This is a genomic window from Pseudomonas sp. AO-1, assembly GCF_019775695.1.
GTDB lineage: Bacteria > Pseudomonadota > Gammaproteobacteria > Pseudomonadales > Pseudomonadaceae > Aquipseudomonas > Aquipseudomonas parakoreensis.
In genome coordinates, this window is record NZ_CP079947.1 from 6,066,343 (window position 1) to 6,089,298 (window position 22,956).

A 22,956-nucleotide genomic window follows, 5' to 3' on the forward strand; every position below is an offset into this window, starting at 1 on the left:
TCCTCATTCGCGCAAACTTGGTGCCGGCGATGGCCGGCAGGAAAACTCAAGAAGCCAGTGGCGATACTTGCCAAAGCCCGTTCTGCTGAATCAATTGCCGGTCGCAGTCCGCATCACGGGCGGCGGCCAAAGGTTGTCCAGGCAACGCCTGAACGACACGCTGACCCTCACTGCGCAACTGGCAAACCTGCTGCCAGAGTGCCGCATCCGTACTGTCAGGCATCCAGATACCGCCAGACGGTAGCTCGATCTCAGCACGCCCCAGGGTCACCAGGGTTTTCAAATCGGTAGAGAAGCCGGTCGCCGGACGGGCACGACCGAAGTCGGCGCCGATGTCGTCGTAACGACCGCCCTGAGCGATGGACTGACCCACGCCCGGGACAAACACCGCGAACACCACACCGGTGTGGTAGTGGTAGCCACGCAGCTCGCCCAGATCGAAGTACAGCGGCAGCTCCGGGAAACGCGTCGCCAGACGCTCGGCGATCGCCAGCAAATCTTCCAGCGCGGCCAGCACCGGCGCCGGCGCATTGGCCAGACGCTCACGGGCAGCGCTCAATACTTCACGGCCACCACACAGATCGACCAGTGCCCGCAGCATGCCGGACAGATCGGCCGGCAGGCCTTCGGTCAAGCTAATGACCTCGTCGATGGCCTTGCGTTGCAACGCATCGAACAACTGCTGCTCAACCTCACCGGACAGACCGGCGGCACGCGCCAGACCACGGTAGATGCCGACATGGCCAAGGTCCATGTGCACATCCGGCACATCGGCCAGTTGCAGCATGGCCAGCATCAGGCTGATGACTTCCACGTCGCTGCTCGGGCTGGCATCGCCGTACAACTCGGCACCCAGTTGAATCGGGCTGCGCGAGGACGACAGCGCACGCGGCTGGGCATGCAACACGCTGCCGGCGTAGCACAGGCGGCTAGGGCCTTCGCGACGCAGGGTGTGCGCATCGATGCGCGCCACTTGCGGCGTGATGTCGGCACGGAACCCCATCTGCCGACCCGACTGCGGGTCGATGACCTTGAAGGTACGCAGATCCAGGTCCTGGCCCGCACCGGTCAGCAGGGATTCCAGGTACTCGATATGGGGAGTCACGACAAACTCGTAACCCCAGCTCTGGAACAGATCCAACACCTGACGACGCGCGACTTCAATGCGCGCCGCTTCCGGTGGCAGTACTTCTTCGATGCCATCTGGCAGCAGCCAGCGGTCTACCGTTGCCATTACGCCATTCCCCTTTGATCCGGGCGGCCAGCCTGCGGGCGAGCCTTGAGTGAAGCAGAAAATGACCGAACCGTTCAAAACGCACGCGCATGAACGACGCGGCGAAAGGCCTGTTACCGGCTTCGCCCATCACTTTCCTCGAAAAACGCTCGGGCCATTCAACCCGATGCCTGCAACAAAAAACAGCAATCAAACGTGCAGACGCAAAAAAGCCGGGAATTTCCCGGCTGCCGCATCATACACACGTTTTCCCAAAGGATCACCCCGCCCGAGGTTTTAGCCGCCGGGCGGAATGATTCAGGTCAACGTCGTATCAAGGCTTGGACTTTTCCAGGTAACGGAAGAAGTCGCTGCTTGGGTCGAGAACCATGACGTCGGATTTGTTCGCGAAGCTGTCACGGTAGGCACGCAGGCTACGGTAGAAACCGTAGAACTCCTGATCCTGACCGTAGGCCTTGGAGTAGATCGCAGCAGCCTGGGCATCGCCGTCACCGCGAATCTCTTCGGATTCACGATAGGCCTCAGCCAACAGCACGCGGCGTTGACGATCGGCGTCGGCACGGATGCCTTCGGCCAGCTCGTTACCCTTGGCGCGGTGCTCGCGAGCTTCACGCTCACGCTCGGTGCTCATGCGCTCGAACACGCTGCGGTTCACTTCTTTCGGCAGATCGATGGCCTTGACCCGGACATCGACGACTTCGATACCCAGCTCTTTTTCCGCCATCTTGTTCAGCGACGCGGTGATGTCAGCCATCAGCGCATCACGCTCACCCGACACCACTTCGTGCAGGGTGCGTTTGCCGAACTGGTCACGCAGACCGGATTCCAGACGACGGGACAGACGCTCGTCGGCGATTTGCTTGAGGCCGGAAGTCGCGGTGTAGAAGCGCTCGGCATCTTTCACGCGCCACTTGGCGTAGGCATCGACCATCACGGCTTTCTTTTCCAGGGTCAGGAAGCGCTGTGTCGGTGCATCCAGCGTCATCAGACGTGCGTCGAATTTACGCACCTGGTTAACGTAAGGCACTTTCACATGCAGGCCCGGCTGAACATCAGCCTGAACCACACGACCGAATTGCAGCAGCACCGCACGCTCGGTCTGAGCGACGATGTAGAAGCAGTTCCAGCCCACCAGCACCACGACAACGCCAACGATCAGGGCGATCAGCGATTTATTGCTCATCAGCGGCTCTCCCTTGTACGTGTCTGCGGCAGGTCAGTGACATGCGGCGCGATGTCCGTGTTGTTGCTGGCGGCGGCCGAACCGGTCACCGGTGCATTGCTGCCCGAACTGTTCTGGATCATCTTGTCCAACGGCAGGTAAAGCAGGTTGCTCTGGCCGTTCTTGTTGCCGGTCACGAGTACCTTGCTGGTGTTGCTGAAGACTTCCTGCATGGTGTCCAGGTACAGACGCTGGCGGGTGACTTCAGGGGCCTTGCGATATTCCGCGACCAGTTTGGTAAAGCGGTCTGCCTCACCCTTGGCGCGCGAGACCGTTTCGTCACGGTAACCGTTGGCATCCTCGAGGATACGCTGGGCCTGACCACGGGCTTCCGGCACGACGCCGTTGGCGTAGGTTTCCGCCTGGTTGCGCGAACGCTGCTCGTCTTCCCGGGCGCGGATCACGTCGTCAAAGGCTTCCTGCACTTCGCGCGGTGCCGCTGCGCTCTGTACGTTGACCTGAGTGACGGTGATACCGGTGCGATAGGTATCGAGGAAACGTTGCAGACGCTCCTTGATTTCGCTGGCCATCAGTTCACGACCTTCGGTCAGCACCTGGTCCATGGCGGTCGAACCCACCACGTGGCGCAGAGCACTGTCGGTCGCATGCTGCAGGCTGATTTCCGGCTGATCGACGTTCAGCACGAAATCCTGCAGGTTGCTGATCTTGTACTGCACGGTCAGCGGCACTTCGACGATGTTTTCGTCTTCGGTCAGCATCTGGCCCTGCTTGGTGTAGGCACGCTCACGCGTGACGTTCTCCATGTACTTCTTGTCGATCGGCGGGAAGTAGATGTTCAGGCCGGGGCCGACAGTCTCGTAGTACTTGCCGAAGCGCAGCACCACGGCTTGCTCCTGCTCGTCGACCACATAGACCGCGCTGTACAGCCAGACAGCCGCCAGCACGACGAGGCCGATGCCGAGCAGACCACCGAAGCCGCCACCACTCCTGCCCGAACCACCGCCGTCGTCACCACCGCGTTTCTTACCACCACCGAACAACCCGTTCAGGCTTTCCTGCAGCTTTCGGAAGGCCTCGTCGAGATCCGGTGGCCCCTTGCGGTCGCCGTTATTGCGGCGCTTGCCACCCCAAGGATCCTGATTATTCGAGTTGCCACCCGGCTCATTCCAAGCCATAGCGCTCTCCATCTGATAAAGCAAAGACGCACCCACGGCGCGCCGACCAATGCTACAGAATGCCTGCCGTTGCGGCACAACCGCTTTGCCAGGCTTTTATTGCAAAGTGTGTTGCTCGATGAATTCCATCGGCTGCAATCCTTCGCGGCTTACCAGTCGATTCAACTCGACCCGGGGCAAACGAACGGCCAGCAGGCAGATGCCTTCTTCGTCGTGTTCTTCTTTCTGTACCGCGCCGAGTTCGAAGAACTGCGCACGCAGTCGAGCGAACCGTTGCGGCAAGCGCAATGTCCCCACAAACAAATCACTGCCCAGCAACTCGGCAATGGCTTGCTCAAGCAATTCCAGACCCGTGCCATCACGCGCCGACAGCCAGACCCGTTGTGGCTTGCCATCGGCATCGCGCTGGATCTGTGGCTCAACGCCTTCAAGCAAATCGAGTTTGTTGTATACCTCGAGGATCGGCAAGTCCTGCGCCCCGATCTCGCCCAGCACCACCATCACCTGCTCGATCTGCAACATGCGATCCGGTTCGGCCGCATCGATCACGTGCAACAGCAGGTCGGAGTTGCTCGACTCTTCGAGCGTAGACCGAAATGCCTCGACCAGCTTGTGCGGCAAGTGCCGAATGAAACCTACCGTGTCCGCCAGAACGATCGGCCCCAGGTCGTCCAGTTCCAGACGGCGCAGGGTCGGGTCGAGCGTGGCGAACAACTGGTCGGCCGCGTATACCTCGGACTTGGTCACGTTATTGAACAGCGTGGATTTGCCGGCGTTGGTATAGCCCACCAGAGACACGGTAGGGATATCCGCACGGGAGCGGCCGCGTCGCGATTGCTCGCGCTGGCTGCGCACTTTTTCCAGACGACCCTTGATCTGACGCAGACGCACCCGCAGCAGACGCCGGTCGGTTTCGAGCTGGGTTTCACCCGGGCCGCGCATGCCGATACCGCCACCCTGACGTTCAAGGTGAGTCCAGCCGCGAACCAGACGGGTGCTCATGTGATCAAGCTGGGCCAGTTCGACCTGGAGCTTGCCTTCATGGGTACGGGCGCGCTGGGCGAAAATATCGAGAATCAGGCCGGTACGGTCGATCACGCGGCACTCGAAAACACGTTCGAGGTTACGTTCCTGACTGGGCGTGAGAATGTGATTGAAAATCACCAGATCGGCCTTCTCGGCATGGACCAGGTCGCGTAATTCTTCGACCTTGCCGCTGCCAATCAGGAATTTGGCGGTTGGCCGATGACGCGGTACGTTAAAAAACGCAACGGTCTCGGCGCCCGCCGAATTAGCCAATTCCTGAAACTCCTGCGGATCTTCGCGCGCCTCAGGGTCCTGACCTTCCAAGTGAACGAGGATGACTCGCTCACCACCACCGTGGCGCTCAAAGAACAAAGGAGACTCCTATCAGGCGTTACCTGGCTCAGCGTCACCTGCATCGGATTCGGTTGCGCTAGGCAGACGAATTGGACGTACTGGCACGACTGTCGAGATAGCGTGTTTGTAAACCATCTGGCTGACGGTGTTTTTCAGCAGGATAACGAACTGGTCGAACGACTCGATCGTGCCTTGCAGTTTGATACCGTTGACCAGGTAGATGGAAACCCCAACTTTCTCTTTACGTAAAGTATTCAAGTAAGGGTCTTGTAGCGAATGCCCTTTTGACATGTGCCGCACTCCTTTAAGGATTCAATAATAAAAATAGGTAATTCAGATGGCTTTGGCCGCCACACCCCCAAGGATAGACGGCAATTGCAAGGACTCAGCTCAATATGGAGATGGTCCCAAGGTATTTCAAGGCGCGTGGCAGATTGTCGCAATCAAGACTGTCCAGCCAGTGCAGTTCTTCCCAGCTGCGCAGCCAGGTGAACTGGCGCTTGGCCAATTGACGCGTGGCAATGATGCCGCGTTCCTGCATTTCAGCTAACGACAGCTTGCCATCCAGGTAGTCCCAGACTTGGCGGTAGCCTACCGCACGTATAGACGGCAACCCGGCATGCAGGTCACTTCTTTTACGCAGGGCTACGACCTCGTCGATGAATCCCTGTTCCAGCATATTTGTGAATCTTTGTTTAATGCGTTCGTGCAGTACCTGGCGATTTGCCGGAGCAATGGCCAAGTTCGCGACAGTATAGGGCAATTGTTGCCGTCCCGAAGCGGCTGCTTCAGTACTTTGCGCAGATTGTTGCTGACGCAGGGCGGTCATGCTCTGGCCACTGACCCGATAAACCTCCAGCGCCCGACTCAGGCGCTGCGGATCGTTCGGGTGAATGCGTGCCGCCGACACCGGATCGATGATCGCCAGCTGCTCGTGCAGGGCTTGCCAGCCAAGGCGCGCAGCCTCTTCTTCGATCTGTGCGCGGACTTCGGGATCAGCCGCCGGCATATCCGCCAGGCCTTCAACCAACGCCTTGTAATAGAGCATGGTGCCGCCGACCAGCAGCGGAATTTTCCCGCGCGCGGTGATCTCGGCCATGGCTTGCAGGGCATCGCGACGAAAATCCGCAGCCGAATAGGCTTCAGCCGGGTCGAGAATGTCGATCAGCCGGTGCGGAAACTCGGCCAGCAGTTCTTTCGATGGCTTGGCGGTGCCGATGTCCATGCCGCGATAGACCAGCGCCGAGTCGACGCTGATCAGCTCGCACGGCAGCACCTTGGTCAGCTCGATGGCCAGGTCGGTCTTGCCCGCAGCGGTCGGGCCCATCAGGAAAATCGCTGGAGGAAGCTGGCTCATCAACGACCGCGCAGGAACAGTTTGTCCAGATCGTCCAGGCCCAGTTGGGTCCAGGTCGGTCGGCCATGGTTGCATTGACCGCTGCGCTCGGTGTTTTCCATGTCGCGCAGCAGGCCGTTCATTTCTGGCAGGGCCAGGCGCCGATTGGCGCGGATCGCACCGTGGCAGGCCATGGTGCCGAGCAGTTCGTTCAGGTGTGCCTGAATCCGGTCGCTGGTGCCGTATTCCATCAGGTCCGACAGTACATCGCCCACCAACCGATTGGCCTCGGCCTGCTTGAGCAGCGCCGGAATCTGGCGGATCGCCAACGTTTCCGGGCCCAGACGCTGCAGCTCGAAGCCCAGCTTCTGGAACCATGCAGCGTGTTCTTCAGCACAATCGGCTTCACGCTGACTGACCGCCAGCGACTCCGGCACCAGCAGCGGCTGACCGCTGAGACCTTCGCTGGCCATGGCGATCTTCAGGCGTTCGTACATGATCCGTTCGTGCGCGGCATGCATATCCACCAACACCAGACCCTGGGCGTTCTCGGACAGGATGTAGATGCCCTTGAGCTGCGCCAGTGCGTAACCGAGCGGCGGAATGTCCTCCTGACCAGCCGGCAGTGCGTTGGCATTCGCTTCCGGCAACGGTGCGAAGAACTCGCGGTAAGCGGCTTGAGCCTCGGCGGCCGGCGGCATCGCCGACTGCGGACGTGGCGTGTACTGATACTGATAAGCGCCGCCAGCGCTGGCACCCGAAGACGTGCTGAACGCCGGTTGCGCCTGCGGTTGCTCGAGCAGCGCATTGGCTGCCAGACGCATTTCGCCCTGTGGGCCGAATTCGCCGGCCTCGATGCCCGTTGGCCGAACGACAGCGGTCGTCACGGAACCGGCCAACTGATCCTCGGGACGCACATCGCCCAGCGCACGGTGCAGCGTGCCGTAAAGGAAGTCATGCACCATGCGCCCGTCACGGAAGCGCACTTCGTGCTTGGTCGGGTGCACGTTGACGTCCACCGCCGCCGGATCAACCTCGAAAAACAGCGCAAACGTCGGATGACGACCGTTGAACAGCACATCGCGATAAGCCTGACGCACCGCGTGGGCCACCAGTTTGTCGCGCACCGCACGGCCATTCACAAAGAAATACTGCAAGTCCGCCTGGCTGCGGTTGAAGGTCGGCAACCCGACCCAGCCCCACAGGTGCAAGCCGTTGCGCTCGATCTCGATCGGCAGCGCCTGCTCCAAAAAGCCCGAACCACAAATCGCCGCCACCCGCCGGGCGCGGGCCGCATCATCGTGGGCCTCGTGCAGGCTGAGGATGGTCTTGCCGTTGTGGCGCAGATGGAAGGCGACGTCGAAACGCGCCAGCGCCAGACGTTTGATCACTTCTTGCAGGTGATCGAATTCGGTTTTTTCGGTCTTGAGAAACTTGCGCCGCGCCGGCGTGTTGAAGAACAGGTCGCGCACTTCCACCGAGGTACCGACCGGATGCGCCGCCGGCTGCACCCGAGGCGCCATGTCGCGACCTTCGGTTTCAACCTGCCAGGCCTGATCAGCATCGCGGGTGCGCGAGGTCAGGGTCAGGCGCGCCACGGAGCTGATCGACGCCAGTGCCTCACCACGGAAGCCCAGGCTCATCACCTGCTCCAGATCTTCGAGGTTGCGAATCTTGCTGGTGGCGTGACGGGCCAGCGCCAGCGGCAGGTCATCGGCGGAAATGCCGCTGCCGTCGTCACGCACCCGCAGCAACTTGACGCCGCCCTGCTCGACATCGACGTCGATGCGCTTGGCACCGGAGTCGAGGCTGTTTTCCAGCAACTCCTTGATCACCGAAGCCGGGCGCTCGACCACCTCACCGGCGGCGATCTGGTTCGCCAGCCGCGGGCTGAGCAGTTCGATGCGTGCGGCGTTCAACACCTGGTTCATTCTTTGGACGCCAGTTCGGTGCCAGGGATGGTCAGGTGCTGGCCGATCTTCAGCTCATCGCTGCTGAGGTTGTTGGCACTGCGCAGCGTCGCGGGCGACACCTGATAACGCACGGCGATCATCGCCAGCGTCTCGCCCGGACTCACGCGGTGATCGCGCGGGCCTTGGGCGATCTTGCCGGAGTCACGCAGCCAGGCAATGTAGGTGCCCGGTGGCGGGTTCTGCTGGAAGAACTGGCGCACGCCGCTGCTGATCGAGCGGGCCAGCGCCTGCTGGTGGCTCGATGCCGAGAGCTTGTTCGCTTCGTTGGCGTTGGAGATAAATCCGGTTTCGACGAGGATCGACGGGATGTCCGGCGACTTCAGCACCATGAAGCCGGCCTGCTCCACCCGCTGCTTGTGCAGCGGGGTCACGCGGCCAATGTTGGTCAGGACTTTCTGACCGACGTTGAGGCTGGAGGTCAGCGAAGCGGTCATCGACAGGTCGAGCAACACACCGGCGAGCATGCGGTCCTTGTCGTCGAGGCTGACGTTGCCGGCACCGCCGATCAGGTCGGAACGGTTTTCGCTGTCAGCCAGCCAACGGGCAGTCTCCGATGTCGCGCCGCGATCGGACAGGGCAAACACCGATGCACCGAAGGCTGCTGCAGACGGCGCGGCGTCAGCATGGATCGAAACAAACAGATCGGCACCCTTCTTGCGGGCGATTTCGGTACGACCGCGCAACGGGATGAAGTAGTCGCCGGTCCGGGTCAGTTCGGCGCGGAAGCCTTTCATGCCGTTGACCTGACGCTGCAGTTCGCGGGCGATCTGCAGCACCACGTCTTTCTCACGCTGGCCGCGCGAGCCGGACGCACCCGGGTCTTCGCCGCCGTGGCCGGCGTCGATCACCACAATGATGTCGCGCTTGCCGGCCGGGGCCGGTGGCAGTTTGATCGCCGGTTCCGACGGTGTCACCGGCACTGCCGGCACGGTGGCGACCGATGGCGTCGGAGCTGGCGGCGGCGCCGCATCGGCCGGGTTGTCGAACAGGTCGACCACCAGACGGTTACCGTATTGCGCGTTCGGCGCCAGCGAGAAGCTTTTCGGGGTGACGGCTTTTTTCAGGTCGATGACCACCCGCAGGTCGGTCGGCGTACGCTGGGCCGAACGCATCGCGGTGATTGGCGTGTTGGCGGTCGAGACTTTCAGCGGCGCACCCAGGGTAGCGCCGTTGATGTCGATCACCAGCCGATCCGGTGCGGTCAGGGTGAAGACGCTGTGCTGCACCGGGCCGCTCAGGTCGAAGACCAGTCGCGTGTTGTCCGGCGCCCGCCACAGGCGCACGCTGTTGACCTTTGTCTCGGCCACAGCGTTGACGGTCACTGCCATCAACATCAGTCCAACGGCAGCCACCAACGCGCGAAAGCGCATACCTAACCCCATCATTTAATTGGATTCCAATGCCAAAGCGGCACACCAGGCCTCGCCACGCGAGCCCTGGGATAACATTTTCAGCGAACGCCCGCTGTCTTGCGGGCTAATGGTAATGGTCAGGTCAGGCTTTGGCAAAAAGCCTGCACCTTTATCGGGCCACTCGATCAGGCACAGGGCGTCGTCTTCGAAATAGTCGCGGATGCCGAGAAACTCCAGCTCCTCTGGATCGACCAAACGATACAGGTCGAAGTGGAAGGCGCGCACATCGCCGATCTCGTAGGGCTCGACCAGGGTAAAGGTCGGACTTTTCACCGCGCCGACATGCCCCAGCCCGCGAATGATGCCCCGCGACAGCGTGGTTTTGCCCATGCCCAGGTTGCCTTCGAGAAAAATCAGGCCGTGGCCCCGGGTAACGCGGGCGATCCGTGCGCCAAAGTCGCTCATGGCCTGTTCATCGGCCAGGTACAGGGTTACTTCAGACACGGTGCATGCTCCTCCAACAACTGACGAATGACTGGAATCAGATCACTGGCCGCCAGCCCACGGCCGAATTTACCTTGCTGCGCGCCGGCATTGGCGTGCAGCCAGACTGCGAGGCACGCGGCATCGTAGCCGTCCATGCCCTGCGCCAGCAGCGCCCCGATCAACCCGGCGAGCACATCGCCCAGACCAGCGGTGGCCATGGCCGGATGGCCTTGATGACACAGCGCCAGACGCCCATCAGGATGGGCGATCAGACTGCCGGCGCCTTTCAGCACAACGACGGCCGAGTATGTCTTGCTCAACGCTCGCGCGGCGCCCGGGCGATCGGCCTGCACCCCTGCAGTGCTGATCCCCAACAGGCGCGCTGCTTCGCCCGGATGCGGGGTGATCACGCAATCCTTGGGCAGGCTGACCAAACCCGCAGCCAGCAGATTCAAGGCGTCGGCGTCCCACACCTGTGGCAGCGATGCATTGGCGGCAGCGGACAACAGCGCTCGGCCCCAACTGGCCTGCCCGAGTCCCGGGCCCACCACCAGCACCGAGACTTTTTCCAGCAGCTCTATCAACTGATTGGCCGACGACGTGCCGAGCACCATGACTTCCGGCATCCGCGTCAGCGCTGCCGGGACATGTTCCGGTCGGGTTGCCAGCGACACCATCCCGGCGCCGCTGCGCAGGGCCGTTTCGGAACTGAGCAGGATCGCCCCGCCAAACCCCTGATCGCCGCCGATCAACAGTAAATGCCCGAAGCGCCCCTTGTGCGCAGCGGGCGCACGCGCAGCCAGTCGTGGAAGATTAGCCGTCGCAAGGCGCACAGCGCTGGCAGGAGCGTCACGGTAGATGTCGGCGGCGGCTTGCAGATCGTTAAACACCAGCGCCCCGACCTGATCCGCCGCATCACCGGTGAACAGGCCGAGCTTCAAGCCGATAAAGGTCACGGTAAGGTCGGCGCGAACCGCAACGCCGAGAACATGCCCGGTATCGGCAGACAGTCCGGAAGGAATATCCACCGCCACCACCGGCAGGCCACTGGCATTGATGGCCTTGATCGCGGCGGCATACGGCTCGCGCACATCGCCGGTCAGCCCGGTGCCGAGCAAGGCATCGACAATCACCCCGCGCAGCTCGCTGTGCGCGGTCCAGCCCTGCACGGCGACACCATCGTTGATGGCCTGCGCATAAGCCTGCGCCGCGTCGCCCTGCAAGCGTTGCGGATCACCGACGGCCAGCACCCGCACCGCCCACCCGGCACGGTGCGCCAGCGCGGCGATCAGAAAACCATCACCGGCGTTGTTGCCATGCCCGGCAAGCACAGTCATTTGGTTCGCCGCAGGCCACTGTCGCACCAATGCGCGCCAGGTCGCATGAGCGGCGCGCTGCATCAATTCGAAGCCCGGCGTACCCGCAGCGATCAGCCGCGCATCGAGTGCTCGCACCTGCGCGGCGCCATACAGCGCGTCGGGTAATTCATCTTTCGTGTGCGGCATGCGTCTTCGGGCTCCGATGTCTGGCAGAATTATACGCACCTCAGCTCCGGTTTCTCTCGCCTCATGTCCGCCATCACCACAGATCTGCCCGCCCTCGCCCAATCGATCAAAGATTGGGGCCGCGAGCTGGGCTTCCAGCAAGTCGGCATCAGCGGTCTGGACCTGGCCGAGCATGAGCAGCATCTGCAGCGCTGGCTTGCCGCCGGCTACCACGGCGAAATGGATTACATGGGCGCCCACGGCAGCAAACGCTCGCATCCGGAGGAACTGGTTCCCGGCACGTTGCGTGTGGTTTCGCTGCGCATGGACTACCTGCCCGGCGACACGCAAATGGCGCAAATGCTGGCGCAACCGGAGAAAGCTTACGTTTCGCGTTATGCCTTGGGCCGCGATTACCACAAATTGATCCGTAAACGTGTGCAGCAATTGGCCGACAAGATTCAGTCGCAGATCGGCCCGTTCGGTTTCCGTGCCTTCGTCGACAGCGCCCCGGTGCTGGAAAAAGCCATCGCCGAGCAGGCCGGGCTGGGCTGGATCGGTAAAAATACGCTCGTGCTGAACCGCAAGGCCGGCAGCTATTTCTTCTTGAGTGAACTGTTTGTCGATCTGCCGCTGCCCGTGGACGAACCGCACAGCAGCGAACATTGCGGGCGCTGTACCGCGTGCCTGGACATCTGCCCGACCAATGCTTTCGTCGGCCCCTATGTGCTGGACGCCCGGCGCTGCATCTCGTACCTGACCATCGAACTGAAAAACGCCATCCCCGAAGACCTGCGCCCGCTGATCGGCAATCGGGTGTTCGGCTGCGACGATTGCCAGATCGTCTGCCCGTGGAACCGCTTCGCCCGCCCATCCGGCGAAAGCGATTTCAAGCCCCGGCACAACCTGGACAACGCCGAACTGGCGGAGCTGTTCATGTGGGACGAGGACAAATTTCTCAGCAGCACCGAAGGCTCACCGCTGCGCCGCGCCGGTTACGAGCGCTGGCTGCGCAATCTGGCGGTCGGGCTGGGCAACGCGCCATCGAGCATTCCGGTACTGGAAGCCTTGAAGGCGCGCCGTGACTACCCATCAGAGCTGGTGCGTGAACACGTCGAGTGGGCGCTGAAACAACACGGTCAATTGTAGGAGCTGCCGCAGGCTGCGATCTTTTGACTTTGATATTTAAAAGACAAGATCAAAGGATCGCAGCCTGCGGCAGCTCCTACAGGGGAATGCATTAATGCTCGTCGTTATAGACGAACTTGGGCATTTCCCAGTGGAAACGAATGGCCAGCAACCGCAGCAGAAAACCGCCGAATAAGGTGATCAGAATCGCCTGCTCGCTTGGTACATTCAGGTACAGGCAGAGCATGTAGCACCACGCGGCGGCGAACGAGACGCTGGCGTACAGTTCGCGGCGGAAGATCAGCGGGATGTCGTTGCAGAAAATGTCGCGCAGGATGCCGCCGAACACTCCAGTGATCACGCCGCTGACCGACGCCACCAGCATGCCGTGGCCCATTTCCAGCGCAGTCATGCAGCCAATCAGGGTGAACGCCACCAGGCCGACCGCGTCGAGCACCAGAAACAGTGAGCGCAGGTGACGCATCCAGCGCGCGGTGAACACGGTGAGCATTGCGGCGGCCGAGGTCAGCACCAGATATTCCGGGTGCTTGACCCACGTCAGCGGATAGTGCCCGAGCAACACGTCACGTACAGAACCGCCGCCCAATGCCGTGACGCAGGCGATCAACACCACCCCGAACCAGTCCATGCCGCGCCGCCCGGCAGACAGCGCGCCGGTCATGGCTTCGGCGGTAATGGCGATCAGATAGAGCATCAGCAACATGGTGGCGGTCCTGGCAGGAAGGCGCGCAGTCTAGCCATTTCAGCGCCGCACCAGAAGGGGGCGCGATCACGACAATCCTCTGTAGGAGCTGCCGCAGGCTGCGATCTTTTGATCTTGTTTTTTACAAGCAACATCAAAAGATCGCAGCCTGCGGCAGCTCCTACAGGGACGCCATCAGAACTTGATGAAATGCTTGCGGTAGTGCTGCAGCTCGGCGATCGATTCGCGGATGTCGTCCAGTGCCAGGTGCGTGCTGCCCTTCTTGAAGCTGTCGCGCACGTCCGGTGCCCAGCGTGCGGCCAGCTCCTTGAGCGTCGACACGTCGAGGTTGCGGTAGTGGAAGTAGCTTTCCAGTGCCTTCATGTGGGTATAAAGGAAGCGACGATCCTGGCAGATGCTGTTGCCGCAGATCGGCGACTTGCCCTTCGGTACCCATTTCTCGAGGAAAGCGATGGTTTCGGCCTCGGCCTCGGCCATGCTGATACGGCTGTCACGCACGCGCTGGGTCAGGCCCGAGTTGCCGTGGGTGCGGGTGTTCCACTCGTCCATGCGGGCGAGCACTTCGTCACTGTGGTGAATGGCGATCACCGGGCCTTCGGCCAGGGTGTTCAGGTCACTGTCGGTGACGATGGTGGCCATTTCGATGATGACGTCGTTTTCCGGATCCAGACCGGTCATTTCCAGGTCGATCCAGATCAGGTTCTGCGGGTTTTGCATATTCGGGCTCCTAGGCAATGCTGCGCAGTTTAGCCTAGGCCGGTGCCCGGGCGTGCTAAACTCGCGGCCGTTTTACCTAATCGCTGCATTCTTCAGACGGAACACCCATGGCCAAACGCCAACTCAATCGTCGTCAAAACTGGCGCATCGAAAAGATTCAGGGCGAGCGCGCCGCCCGCGCCGCCAAACGCGAGTCCTCGGCGGTCGAAGCCCTCGAGGGCGGCGATCTGGGGCCTGAGCAACACGGCCTGGTGATCGCCCACTTCGGGGTGCAGGTCGAGGTCGAGGCTGTGGACGGCGATCTGGCCGGTCAGGTATTCCGTTGCCACCTGCGCGCCAACCTGCCGGCGCTGGTGACCGGTGATCGGGTGGTCTGGCGCGCCGGCAACCAGGGCATCGGCGTGATCGTCGCACAACTGCCGCGCACCACCGAACTCTGCCGCCCGGACAGTCGTGGCCAGCTCAAGCCGGTCGCTGCCAACGTCGACATGATCGTCATTGTCTTCGCGCCACTGCCCGAGCCGCATGCCAACCTGATCGACCGCTACCTGGTGGCCGCTGAACACGCCGGCATCCGCCCGTTGCTGCTGCTGAACAAATTTGACCTGATCGACGAGCAAAACGCCCCGGCGCTCAATGCCCTGCTGGCGGTGTACCGCACGCTGGGTTATCCGGTGCTGGAAGTCTCGGCGCATCACGGCAATGGCATGGAACAGTTGCAGAAGCAGCTCGACGGGCGCATCAGCGTGTTCGTCGGCCAGTCCGGCGTCGGCAAGTCGTCGCTGGTCAACAGCCTGCTGCCGGAAGTCGAAACCCGTGTCGGCCCGCTGTCCGAGCTGTCCGGTCAGGGTACGCACACCACAACCACCGCGCGTCTGTTCCACTTCCCGGGCGGCGGCGAGCTGATCGACTCCCCGGGTATCCGTGAATTCGGCCTGGGCCACGTCAGCCGCGCCGACGTCGAAGCCGGTTTCATCGAGTTCAACGACCTGCTCGGCACTTGCCGCTTCCGCGACTGCAAACACGATCGCGAACCCGGTTGCGCACTGCTCAAGGCCCTGGAAGACGGCCGCGTGCAGCAGCAGCGGATGAACAGCTACCGCTCGATCATCGCCAGCCTGCCGGAAAACGGCTACTAAACATCTGCACCGGCAGCCTCTCGCCCGAGGGCTGCCGGATGTCGGACCACGCCTGACAAATCCCCGATTCCGTTAAACGTCAGACTCTTCTGACAGACTCGTTCGCACCTGTTTGCAGGACATTTCTCTTTCACCGCCCAGCCCTTGTAGGCTCGCGTCAGATGCCTAGATTGGGGTCCTCCTTCGCACCTTCGCGACCTTCGAGGAACCCCATGCAGACCTACCATTTGTTCATCAGCCATTCGTGGAACTACGCCCACGCTCACGACAATCTGGTGCGCCTGCTCGGCGCCAGACCGGATTTCAGTTTCAAGAATTTTTCCGTGCCGCCGCACAACCCGATCATGGGCGCGCAGACCGACAAGCAACTCGAAGAAGCCATCGAGAACAAGATTCGCCCGTGCTCGGCGGTGCTGATCATGGCCGGGATGTATTCGACTTACAGCAAGTGGATCAACAAGGAAATCGAGATCGCCAAGCGCATGGGCAAAGTGATCATCGCGATCAAGCCGTTCGGCGCCGAGCGAATTTCCACTGTCGTGCGTGAAGCGGCGCACGCCGAGTGCGCATGGAACACCAACAGCATCATCGGTGCGATCCGTCAGCACACGGCGGTGTAACCATGCGCAAGGGACTGTTTATCGGCATCAACCACTACGACCACGTCTCGCCCTTGAGCGGCTGTAACAACGACGCCATGGCCATGGCGTCGGTGCTGGAGCGTCATGCCAACGGGCGACCGAACTTCAGCAGCAAAGTGCTGACTTCAGCCGAAGAAAAACTCACGCTCAGCCACATGAAACAGCAGATCCAGAGCCTGTTCTCAGGCGATTGTGACGTGGCACTGCTGTACTTCGCCGGCCATGGTCAGTTTGACACCAGCATCGACGAAGGACTCCTGATTCCCCAGGACTATCAGCCTGGCGGAGACGGGATCCGCATCAGTGACATTCTGGAGTGGGCGGACAAGGCCCCGCACATCAAGAACAAAATCATCATTCTCGATTGCTGCCAGGCCGGCGCAGCAGGCGCCATGCGTAATCTGCGTGGCGGCAGCAGTGTGATCGGCGAAGGCGTGACCATTCTCACGGCCTGCAAAAAAGAACAGTACGCTGTGGAGAGTCGCGGTCATGGCGTCTTCACGGATCTGTTGCTGCAAGCGCTGCACGGTGGCGCTGCCAACGTACTCGGCAAGGTCACCCCCGGTAGCGTTTATTCGTTTGTCGACAATGCGCTGGGCGCCTGGGAACAGCGCCCGGTGTTCAAGACCAATGTCTCGCAGTTCGTGCCGCTGCGCGAAGTCGCGCCGCTGATTGCCGAGGAAACCCTGCGCAAACTCAAGGACTGGTTCCCCGAGCCAAGTTTCGTCTCCGGCTCGATCCCAGCTACGAGCCCACCGAAGCGCTGTTCGACCCCGAGCACGGCGACATCTTCAAGCAACTGCAAATGTGCAACCGCCACAGCCTGATCGAGCCGGTCGACGCCGAGCACATGTACTACGCCGCCATTCACTCCACGGGCTGCCGCCTCACCGCACTTGGCGCCTATTACCGTGAACTCGCCATAAAAGGACACTTCTGATGCCCGTATTCATCAGCTACCGCCACATCGATCGTCCGCAAGCCATGGCGATCAATGCCCAATTGATGCAGGCCAACATCAAGACCTACCTCGACGTACTGGACCCGGAATCGCAGACCACCGACGACATCACCGGGGTGATCACCCGCAACATCACCGAGTGCACGCACCTGCTGGCGGTGGTTTCGGAGAAAACCGCACTGTCGTGGTGGGTGCCGTTCGAAATCGGCGAAGCGACGATCAGCAACCGGCGGATCTGCTCGTTCCGCACCGGACAAGCGCAGTTGCCGGAGTATCTGGACAAGTGGCCGAAGCTGAGCACAGCCAGTGATCTGAATTTCTTCATCGATGCCTATCGTGAAGAAGTGTCGAGCAAGCGTTCGATGACACTGGATTCGAGCAACGAGTCCTTCAGCGGCACCTATAAGCGCAACGCTGATCTGTTCCATGAACAACTGAAAAACCGGATTCGACGCGGTTTCTGAGGCCAATCGACAGCCACAAAAAAGCCGACATCGCTGTCGGCTTTTTTGTCGGTCACTGCTTCGGCGCAGGAGCCGGTGCAGCGGCTGGCGGAGCTGTTGGCGCTGGCGCCGCAGCCCCCGGCGCGGCCCCCGGCGCGGCCCCCGGCGCGGCCGGTTTCGGTGCGGCGTCGTCGAACAGGTTCAAGCGTTCGCGCAACTCGTGGGCCGGCACCGGTTGCTGGTCTGCCGGCAACGCGTTCGGATCGACCGGCGTCGCCGGAGCGGCGCCGTTCTGACCTTCGGCGGCTGGCTTGGCCGCGTCGGCACCTTGCGAACCTTCGATGGCGGCCTGGGCCTTTTTGGTCAGGACCACAATGTCGATGCGGCGGTTGACCGGGTTGAACGGGTTTTCCTTGTCGAACAACGCCGACGAGGCATAACCGACGACCCGCGCCACCTGCGAATCCGGATAGCTGCCTGCCACCAGCGCACGCCGCGCGGCGTTGGCACGGTTGGCCGAGAGTTCCCAGTTACCGAAATCACCGGTGCCGGTGTACGGCTTGGCATCCGTGTGACCGCTGATGCTGATCTTGTTCGGCACCGCTTTGATGGTGTCGGCCATGGCCAGCAGGATGTCTTCGAAGTACGGCTTCAGACGCGCGGAGCCCGAGTCGAACATCGGCCGGTTTTCGGCGTCCATGATCTGGATGCGCAGGCCGTTCGGGGTGATCTCGAACAGGATCTGATCCTTGAACTTCTGCAGCTGCGGGTTCTCGTCGACCTTGTTCTGCAGTTCCTGCAGCAACAGTTCCAGGCGTTCTTTCTCGACCTGCTCGGCCATGCCTTCGACCTGCTCGGTGTCGACCGTGACCTTGTCCGGTTGCGGCTGCGATTTCACTTCAGGGTTGAGAGTGTTTTCCGGCGCCAGGGTCGGTGTGCCGCCCAGATCGATGATGTACGGCGTGCCGCTTTCGGAGAAGCCGACCGGATCCTTGAAGTAACCGGCGATGGCGATCTTCTGCTCCGGCGTTGCGGTGGACAGCAACCACAACACCAGGAAGAACGCCATCATCGCCGTGGCGAAGTCGGCGAAGGCGATTTTCCACGCCCCGCCGTGGTGCCCACCGGCTATGCGCTTGACGCGCTTGATGATTATCGGCTGATTATTTTCCATGGCTTAGCGACCGCGAACGGCTTGTTCCAGCTCGGCGAAGCTTGGACGGTGCGCCGGGTACAGAACCTTGCGCCCGAACTCCACCGCCAGCGATGGCGGCATGCCGGAAGCCGACGCCACCAGCGAAGCCTTGATGGCTTCATAGACGTTCAGCTCTTCCTTGGCATCGTGGGCCAGGGAATGCGCCAACGGGCCGAAGAAGCCGTAGGCCGCGAGAATACCGAAGAAGGTACCGACCAGAGCCGCACCCACGTGCAGACCGATGGATTTCTGATCGCCTTCGCCCAGGGACGCCATGGTCACCACGATACCCAGTACCGCCGCGACGATACCGAAACCGGGCATGGCGTCGGCGATGCCGTTCACCGCATGGGACGGGTGCTCAAGGTCTTCCTTGAGGCTGTAGAGCTCCATGTCGAACAGGCCTTCCAGCTCATGCGGAGCCATGTTGCCGGAGGACATGATGCGCAGGTAATCGCAGATGAACGCGGTCATGCGCTCGTCTTTGAGCACGGCCGGGTACTTGGCGAAGATCGGGCTCGCGGCAGCGTCTTCGATGTCGCCTTCGATGGCCATCATGCCTTCGCGGCGGCTCTTGTTGAGGATCTCGTAGATCAGGCCCAGCACTTCCAGATAGAACGTGTGGCTGAAACGCGAACTGAACATGCTCAGGGATTTCTTGAGCACGTGCATCGTCATGTAACCGGGGTTGGCCTGGAGGAATGCACCGAGGGCCGCACCACCGATGATCATCACCTCGAAGGGCTGGATCAGGGCGGCAATTTTGCCGTGGGAGAGCACGTATCCGCCGAGCACGCTCGCGAATACGACGATGATGCCGATAATTTTAGCCATAGGTAGAAAGTACTTACTTAAGTCGGGTTCAAGGTCATATTCGGAAGTTAAAAAATCTCTTCTTCTACTTATCGGCAAAACTGCGCCAGACTATAGCCAGTTCAGGCGAAAAGCCAATTTAGCCCATGCCGGGCGCGTCTACAGTCAGTGAAGATCCCGTCCAGACATGGCTAATGAAACGAACGTCCCACACGTAAAACCGACCACCCTCGAAGGCTGGGTCAAGCTGCTCGACAGCGTCCGGCTGCCCGTGCCGCAAGAGGCTCACGACAAGGTGTGCCGCGCGATCCGTGACAACCGCAGTTCGCTGCGCGACATCGCCGACCTGATGCAGGACAGCCCGGCACTGGCCTTGAGCATCATCCGTGAGGCGAATCGTCACACCCACGGCACCCTGGCCGCACCGGCAGAAAATCTCGAGGTGGCGATCAACCGTCTGGGCCTGGCGCGTACCGAAGAATTGCTCGCGCGCCTGCCGGTCGAACCGCAGCTGCAGATCCCCAAGGCCCTGCGCCAACTGCAAATGATCAGCCAGCACGCCACACAACAGGCCAACGGTTTTTTCGCCAGTCGCCTCGCGCGCCTGTGGCAGGACATTCATTGGGGCAGCCTGTTGTTTCTGTCGCCGTTATGGCCGCTGGCGCTGACGTTTCCCGAGTTGCTCGAAGAGTGGGAACTGCGGGTGATCCACAAGGGCGAATCGGCGCTGGTGGTCGAGAAGCAACTGTTTGGCGTACGCCTGCTGAAGATCGCCGAGGCACTGGTACAGGTCTGGCACCTGCCGATCTGGGTGCAGCAAGGCTATAAACTGCTGCTCAGCGAACAGCGCGAACTGGTGAAAGTGCTGCGTATCGCCCGCGACAGCGAGCATCCGCTGCGCCAGCAGAATCGCCTCGATGACGATCCGACTCTGCGCCGCTGGCTCAATCAACCGGCCAACACCGTATTGCTGGCCAACGGTCTGGCGCTCTCGGCGCAACAGGCCTGGGACAGTCCGCACAGCGAGCGCTGGCAGTACCTGACCAGCCTTTATCTGCAAATCTCGATGGATGAAGTGCAGCAGCAGTTGCACCAGCAAGCCGCCAACAGTGCGCGCCAGCATGCCATGCCCGATCTGTGGCACCCGGCCGTTTCATTATTGTGGCCGTGGGGTACCCATCGTTTGCCGGCCGGGATGCTGCCAGCGGCCGCGCCGAATGCCGAGGACCTGACGCAATGGCGCCGACAATGCGCCGAACTGCTGGCCGAGCCGAGCCGCTTCACCAACGCCATGAGCCTGACCGTCGCCGCGCGCGATGCGCTGGTCGCCAGCGGCATGCGTCGGGTGATGATTCTGATGGCCGACCGCACGCAGTCCAATCTGCGCGTACACCAGACCTTCGGTTTGCCGAAGGAAGCCGCCGCGCTGAATTTTGTCGTCAGTCAGAGCAAAGTCCTGCAACGGTTACTCGCGCAGCAGGCACAAGTACGGATCAACCCCGAGAACAACGCACAGTTTTCCGTATTGTTGCCGCCGGGCCTGCGTTCGCTGTTCCGTGGCGAGCACCTGTTCCTGCGCTCACTGGTCAATAACGGCCGGGTGATCATGATCGTCGTGGCCGATCAGGGCGGCGGGCCGTTCGCCGACATCACCGTGCAGGCATTCGGCAAAACTGCACAATGCATCGAGAAAGCACTGCACAGCTTTAGCAGCCGTGGCCGATGAGGCTGCGCTACAATCCCCCCCTTTGTGCTCTGGAGACCTCACATGTCTGACTTCTCTGGCTTGCCGCTCGTCATCGAGCCGAGCGACCTGCTCCCGCGTCTCGATTCCCCTGAACTGATTCTGGTGGATCTGACCAGCCCTGCCCGTTATGCCGAAGGTCATCTTCCCGGCGCACGCTTTGTCGACCCGAAACGCACCCAGCTCGGCCAGCCGCCGGCGCCGGGGCTGCTGCCGGCCAAAGCCGATCTGGAGGCGTTGTTCGGTGAGCTGGGGCATCGCCAGGATGCGGTCTACGTGGTCTACGACGACGAGGGCGGCGGTTGGGCCGGACGTTTCATCTGGCTCCTGGATGTGATCGGTCACGACAAATACCACTATGTCGACGGCGGTCTCCCAGCGTGGCTGGAAGCGGGCATGCCGATGTCGATCCAGGTGCCGCCTGCGGTGGGCGGCCCGGTGGCGCTGACCCTGCACGAAGGGCCGACCGCCACCCGCGAATACCTGCAAAGCCGTCTCGGCGCCGCCGACCTGGCGATCTGGGATGCCCGTGGGCCACTGGAATATTCCGGCGAGAAGGTGCTGGCCGCCAAGGGCGGACACATCCCCGGCGCCGTGAACTTCGAGTGGACCGCCGGCATGGACAAGGCGCGTCAGCTGCGGATCCGCACGGACATGCCGCAGATCCTCGAAGACCTCGGGATCACCAAGGACAAAGAAATCATTACCCACTGCCAGACCCATCACCGGTCGGGCTTCACTTATCTGGTGGCCAAGTCCCTCGGTTATCCGCGGGTCAAGGGCTACGCCGGTTCCTGGGGCGAATGGGGCAACCACCCTGATACGCCTGTCGAGATTCAAGGTTCTAAGGACAACTAATGAAAGAGCGTCTGTTTATCCTCAGCCAGTACTTGCTGCCTCATCACCTGCTGTCGCGTCTGGCCGGCTGCGTCGCCGAGTGCCGCGTGCGCTGGTTCAAGAATGCCTTCACCCAGTGGTTCGCCAAGCGTTATCAGGTGGACATGTCGCAAGCGCTGGTCGAAGACCTGACCGCCTACGAGCACTTCAACGCCTTCTTCACCCGTGCCCTGAAAGACGGCGCGCGGCCACTGGACCAGACCCCGGGCGCGATCCTCAGCCCGGCCGACGGTGCGGTCAGCCAGCTCGGCCCGATCGAACACGGTCGCGTGTTCCAGGCCAAGGGCCACAGCTTCAGCGTGCTGGAACTGCTCGGCGGTGATGCGGCGAATGCCGCACCGTTCATGGGCGGCGACTTCGCCACCATTTACCTGTCGCCGAAGGATTATCACCGCGTGCACATGCCGCTGGCCGGCACCCTGCGCGAAATGGTCTACATCCCGGGCCGGATTTTCTCGGTCAACCAGACCACCGCGGAAAACGTGCCGGAACTGTTCGCCCGCAACGAACGTGTGGCGTGCATTTTCGACACCGAGCGCGGGCCGATGGCTGTGGTGCTGGTGGGTGCGATGATCGTCGCTTCGATTGAAACCGTATGGGCCGGCCTGGTGACCCCGCCGAAGCGCGAGCTGAAAACCTTCCGCTACGACGAAGCTGCCCGTGCGCCGATTCATCTGGAAAAAGGTGCTGAACTGGGACGCTTCAAGCTGGGTTCGACCGCGATCGTGCTGTTTGGCCCGGATCAGGTGAAATGGGCTGAAGAGTTGGTCGCCGGTTCGCCAGTACAAATGGGCCAGGCTCTGGCACTGCCAAACGCCTGATACACCGGCGCCCCCTGTAGGAGCTGCCGCAGGCTGCGATCTTTTGACTTTGTTTTTAAAAACCAGGATCAAAAGATCGCAGCCTGCGGCAGCTCCTACCGGTTGAAGGCCGACATGCTCATTTGCTGCT

At 61.6% G+C, this 22,956-nt stretch carries 21 protein-coding genes and 1 pseudogene; 8 read left to right on the forward strand and 14 right to left on the reverse strand.

The window, feature by feature from the left end:
* Positions 1-46: 46 nt before the first annotated feature.
* From KVQ82_RS27705 to KVQ82_RS27750, 10 genes are all read right to left on the reverse strand, one after another.
* A complete protein-coding gene (locus KVQ82_RS27705) occupies positions 47-1,234 on the reverse strand; it encodes an ATP phosphoribosyltransferase regulatory subunit (protein WP_041065693.1) in 1,188 nt (395 codons plus the stop codon).
* Positions 1,235-1,547: 313 nt separating this feature from the next.
* Positions 1,548-2,417: a protease modulator HflC gene (hflC, locus tag KVQ82_RS27710; RefSeq protein ID WP_041065696.1), complete on the reverse strand. Its 870-nt coding sequence runs from the start codon at positions 2,415-2,417 to the stop codon at positions 1,548-1,550.
* Positions 2,417-3,592 carry an FtsH protease activity modulator HflK gene (gene hflK, locus KVQ82_RS27715; RefSeq protein ID WP_222016993.1) on the reverse strand — a complete coding sequence of 392 codons (1,176 nt, stop codon included), beginning with the start codon at positions 3,590-3,592 and terminating at the stop codon, positions 2,417-2,419. The genes hflC and hflK overlap by 1 nt, the downstream gene beginning before the upstream one ends.
* Positions 3,593-3,688: 96 nt before the next feature.
* On the reverse strand, positions 3,689-4,990 hold the full coding sequence (gene hflX / locus KVQ82_RS27720; RefSeq protein ID WP_003221114.1) for a ribosome rescue GTPase HflX: 1,302 nt from the start codon (positions 4,988-4,990) through the stop codon (positions 3,689-3,691).
* A 12-nt stretch (positions 4,991-5,002) separates the two neighbouring features.
* The gene (gene hfq, locus KVQ82_RS27725) at positions 5,003-5,263 is read right to left on the reverse strand and encodes an RNA chaperone Hfq (RefSeq protein WP_003221112.1); all 261 of its coding nucleotides are present in this window, start codon (positions 5,261-5,263) and stop codon (positions 5,003-5,005) included.
* Positions 5,264-5,357: 94 nt separating this feature from the next.
* Entirely contained in the window at positions 5,358-6,329 is a 972-nt protein-coding gene (gene miaA, locus KVQ82_RS27730) for a tRNA (adenosine(37)-N6)-dimethylallyltransferase MiaA (RefSeq protein ID WP_041065702.1), read from the reverse strand.
* Positions 6,329-8,230: a DNA mismatch repair endonuclease MutL gene (mutL, locus tag KVQ82_RS27735; RefSeq protein WP_174376993.1), complete on the reverse strand. Its 1,902-nt coding sequence runs from the start codon at positions 8,228-8,230 to the stop codon at positions 6,329-6,331. The genes miaA and mutL overlap by 1 nt, the downstream gene beginning before the upstream one ends.
* 5 nt (positions 8,231-8,235) lie before the next feature.
* Positions 8,236-9,663 (reverse strand): N-acetylmuramoyl-L-alanine amidase, encoded by a 1,428-nt coding sequence (locus KVQ82_RS27740; RefSeq protein ID WP_202370087.1) that lies wholly within the window; start codon positions 9,661-9,663, stop codon positions 8,236-8,238.
* Positions 9,664-9,666: 3 nt separating this feature from the next.
* A complete protein-coding gene (gene tsaE / locus KVQ82_RS27745) occupies positions 9,667-10,137 on the reverse strand; it encodes a tRNA (adenosine(37)-N6)-threonylcarbamoyltransferase complex ATPase subunit type 1 TsaE (RefSeq protein ID WP_108181508.1) in 471 nt (156 codons plus the stop codon).
* Positions 10,125-11,624 carry an NAD(P)H-hydrate dehydratase gene (locus KVQ82_RS27750; protein ID WP_222016995.1) on the reverse strand — a complete coding sequence of 500 codons (1,500 nt, stop codon included), beginning with the start codon at positions 11,622-11,624 and terminating at the stop codon, positions 10,125-10,127. The genes tsaE and KVQ82_RS27750 overlap by 13 nt, the downstream gene beginning before the upstream one ends.
* A gap of 63 nt (positions 11,625-11,687) precedes the next feature.
* Between KVQ82_RS27750 and queG the strand changes: the two genes are divergently transcribed.
* Entirely contained in the window at positions 11,688-12,752 is a 1,065-nt protein-coding gene (gene queG, locus KVQ82_RS27755) for a tRNA epoxyqueuosine(34) reductase QueG (protein WP_222016997.1), read from the forward strand.
* Between the two features lie 91 nt (positions 12,753-12,843).
* Here queG and KVQ82_RS27760 read toward each other — a convergent pair whose 3' ends face one another.
* Positions 12,844-13,455: a trimeric intracellular cation channel family protein gene (locus KVQ82_RS27760; RefSeq protein WP_047290974.1), complete on the reverse strand. Its 612-nt coding sequence runs from the start codon at positions 13,453-13,455 to the stop codon at positions 12,844-12,846.
* A gap of 174 nt (positions 13,456-13,629) precedes the next feature.
* Entirely contained in the window at positions 13,630-14,172 is a 543-nt protein-coding gene (gene orn, locus KVQ82_RS27765; protein WP_003221098.1) for an oligoribonuclease, read from the reverse strand.
* A gap of 107 nt (positions 14,173-14,279) precedes the next feature.
* On the opposite strand from orn, the gene rsgA reads away from it, so the two are divergent.
* From rsgA to KVQ82_RS27785, 4 genes and pseudogenes are all read left to right on the forward strand, one after another.
* A complete protein-coding gene (gene rsgA / locus KVQ82_RS27770; protein ID WP_041065716.1) occupies positions 14,280-15,311 on the forward strand; it encodes a small ribosomal subunit biogenesis GTPase RsgA in 1,032 nt (343 codons plus the stop codon).
* A gap of 212 nt (positions 15,312-15,523) precedes the next feature.
* A complete protein-coding gene (locus KVQ82_RS27775; RefSeq protein ID WP_047600711.1) occupies positions 15,524-15,931 on the forward strand; it encodes a TIR domain-containing protein in 408 nt (135 codons plus the stop codon).
* A gap of 2 nt (positions 15,932-15,933) precedes the next feature.
* Positions 15,934-16,892: pseudogene (locus KVQ82_RS27780) on the forward strand (caspase domain-containing protein).
* Entirely contained in the window at positions 16,892-17,377 is a 486-nt protein-coding gene (locus KVQ82_RS27785) for a toll/interleukin-1 receptor domain-containing protein (RefSeq protein ID WP_222016999.1), read from the forward strand. The pseudogene KVQ82_RS27780 and the gene KVQ82_RS27785 overlap by 1 nt, the downstream one beginning before the upstream one ends.
* A 52-nt stretch (positions 17,378-17,429) precedes the next feature.
* Here KVQ82_RS27785 and motB read toward each other — a convergent pair whose 3' ends face one another.
* Together motB and motA are read right to left on the reverse strand one after the other, a co-directional pair.
* Positions 17,430-18,530 carry a flagellar motor protein MotB gene (gene motB / locus KVQ82_RS27790; protein WP_222017001.1) on the reverse strand — a complete coding sequence of 367 codons (1,101 nt, stop codon included), beginning with the start codon at positions 18,528-18,530 and terminating at the stop codon, positions 17,430-17,432.
* Positions 18,531-18,533: 3 nt separating this feature from the next.
* Complete coding sequence (motA, locus tag KVQ82_RS27795) at positions 18,534-19,385, reverse strand: flagellar motor stator protein MotA (RefSeq protein WP_007952169.1); 852 nt, start codon at positions 19,383-19,385, stop codon at positions 18,534-18,536.
* A gap of 166 nt (positions 19,386-19,551) precedes the next feature.
* On the opposite strand from motA, the gene KVQ82_RS27800 reads away from it, so the two are divergent.
* The 3 genes from KVQ82_RS27800 to asd are packed head-to-tail and all read left to right on the forward strand — an operon-like array spanning position 19,552 to position 22,826.
* Positions 19,552-21,090, forward strand: a complete 1,539-nt coding sequence (locus KVQ82_RS27800) for an HDOD domain-containing protein (RefSeq protein WP_222017004.1) — start codon at positions 19,552-19,554, stop codon at positions 21,088-21,090.
* Positions 21,091-21,132: 42 nt separating this feature from the next.
* The gene (gene rhdA / locus KVQ82_RS27805) at positions 21,133-21,966 is read left to right on the forward strand and encodes a thiosulfate sulfurtransferase (protein WP_047290968.1); all 834 of its coding nucleotides are present in this window, start codon (positions 21,133-21,135) and stop codon (positions 21,964-21,966) included.
* Positions 21,966-22,826 carry an archaetidylserine decarboxylase gene (gene asd, locus KVQ82_RS27810; protein WP_145596087.1) on the forward strand — a complete coding sequence of 287 codons (861 nt, stop codon included), beginning with the start codon at positions 21,966-21,968 and terminating at the stop codon, positions 22,824-22,826. Before rhdA ends, asd begins: the two co-directional genes overlap by 1 nt.
* Positions 22,827-22,956: the final 130 nt, after the last annotated feature.

Excerpts from the sequence above, each read along its gene's own strand:
- hflK (WP_222016993.1), bottom strand. The coding sequence starts at position 3,592 with ATGGCTTGGAATGAGCCGGGTGGCAACTCGAATAATCAGGATCCTTGG.
- motA (WP_007952169.1), bottom strand. The coding sequence starts at position 19,385 with ATGGCTAAAATTATCGGCATCATCGTCGTATTCGCGAGCGTGCTCGGC.
- miaA (WP_041065702.1), bottom strand. The coding sequence starts at position 6,329 with ATGAGCCAGCTTCCTCCAGCGATTTTCCTGATGGGCCCGACCGCTGCG.
- asd (WP_145596087.1), top strand. The coding sequence starts at position 21,966 with ATGAAAGAGCGTCTGTTTATCCTCAGCCAGTACTTGCTGCCTCATCAC.
- motB (WP_222017001.1), bottom strand. The coding sequence starts at position 18,530 with ATGGAAAATAATCAGCCGATAATCATCAAGCGCGTCAAGCGCATAGCC.
- queG (WP_222016997.1), top strand. The coding sequence starts at position 11,688 with ATGTCCGCCATCACCACAGATCTGCCCGCCCTCGCCCAATCGATCAAA.
- hfq (WP_003221112.1), bottom strand. The coding sequence starts at position 5,263 with ATGTCAAAAGGGCATTCGCTACAAGACCCTTACTTGAATACTTTACGT.
- rsgA (WP_041065716.1), top strand. The coding sequence starts at position 14,280 with ATGGCCAAACGCCAACTCAATCGTCGTCAAAACTGGCGCATCGAAAAG.
- hflC (WP_041065696.1), bottom strand. The coding sequence starts at position 2,417 with ATGAGCAATAAATCGCTGATCGCCCTGATCGTTGGCGTTGTCGTGGTG.
- KVQ82_RS27740 (WP_202370087.1), bottom strand. The coding sequence starts at position 9,663 with ATGGGGTTAGGTATGCGCTTTCGCGCGTTGGTGGCTGCCGTTGGACTG.
- KVQ82_RS27800 (WP_222017004.1), top strand. The coding sequence starts at position 19,552 with ATGGCTAATGAAACGAACGTCCCACACGTAAAACCGACCACCCTCGAA.
- KVQ82_RS27785 (WP_222016999.1), top strand. The coding sequence starts at position 16,892 with ATGCCCGTATTCATCAGCTACCGCCACATCGATCGTCCGCAAGCCATG.
- KVQ82_RS27750 (WP_222016995.1), bottom strand. The coding sequence starts at position 11,624 with ATGCCGCACACGAAAGATGAATTACCCGACGCGCTGTATGGCGCCGCG.
- rhdA (WP_047290968.1), top strand. The coding sequence starts at position 21,133 with ATGTCTGACTTCTCTGGCTTGCCGCTCGTCATCGAGCCGAGCGACCTG.
- KVQ82_RS27775 (WP_047600711.1), top strand. The coding sequence starts at position 15,524 with ATGCAGACCTACCATTTGTTCATCAGCCATTCGTGGAACTACGCCCAC.
- KVQ82_RS27705 (WP_041065693.1), bottom strand. The coding sequence starts at position 1,234 with ATGGCAACGGTAGACCGCTGGCTGCTGCCAGATGGCATCGAAGAAGTA.
- orn (WP_003221098.1), bottom strand. The coding sequence starts at position 14,172 with ATGCAAAACCCGCAGAACCTGATCTGGATCGACCTGGAAATGACCGGT.
- KVQ82_RS27760 (WP_047290974.1), bottom strand. The coding sequence starts at position 13,455 with ATGTTGCTGATGCTCTATCTGATCGCCATTACCGCCGAAGCCATGACC.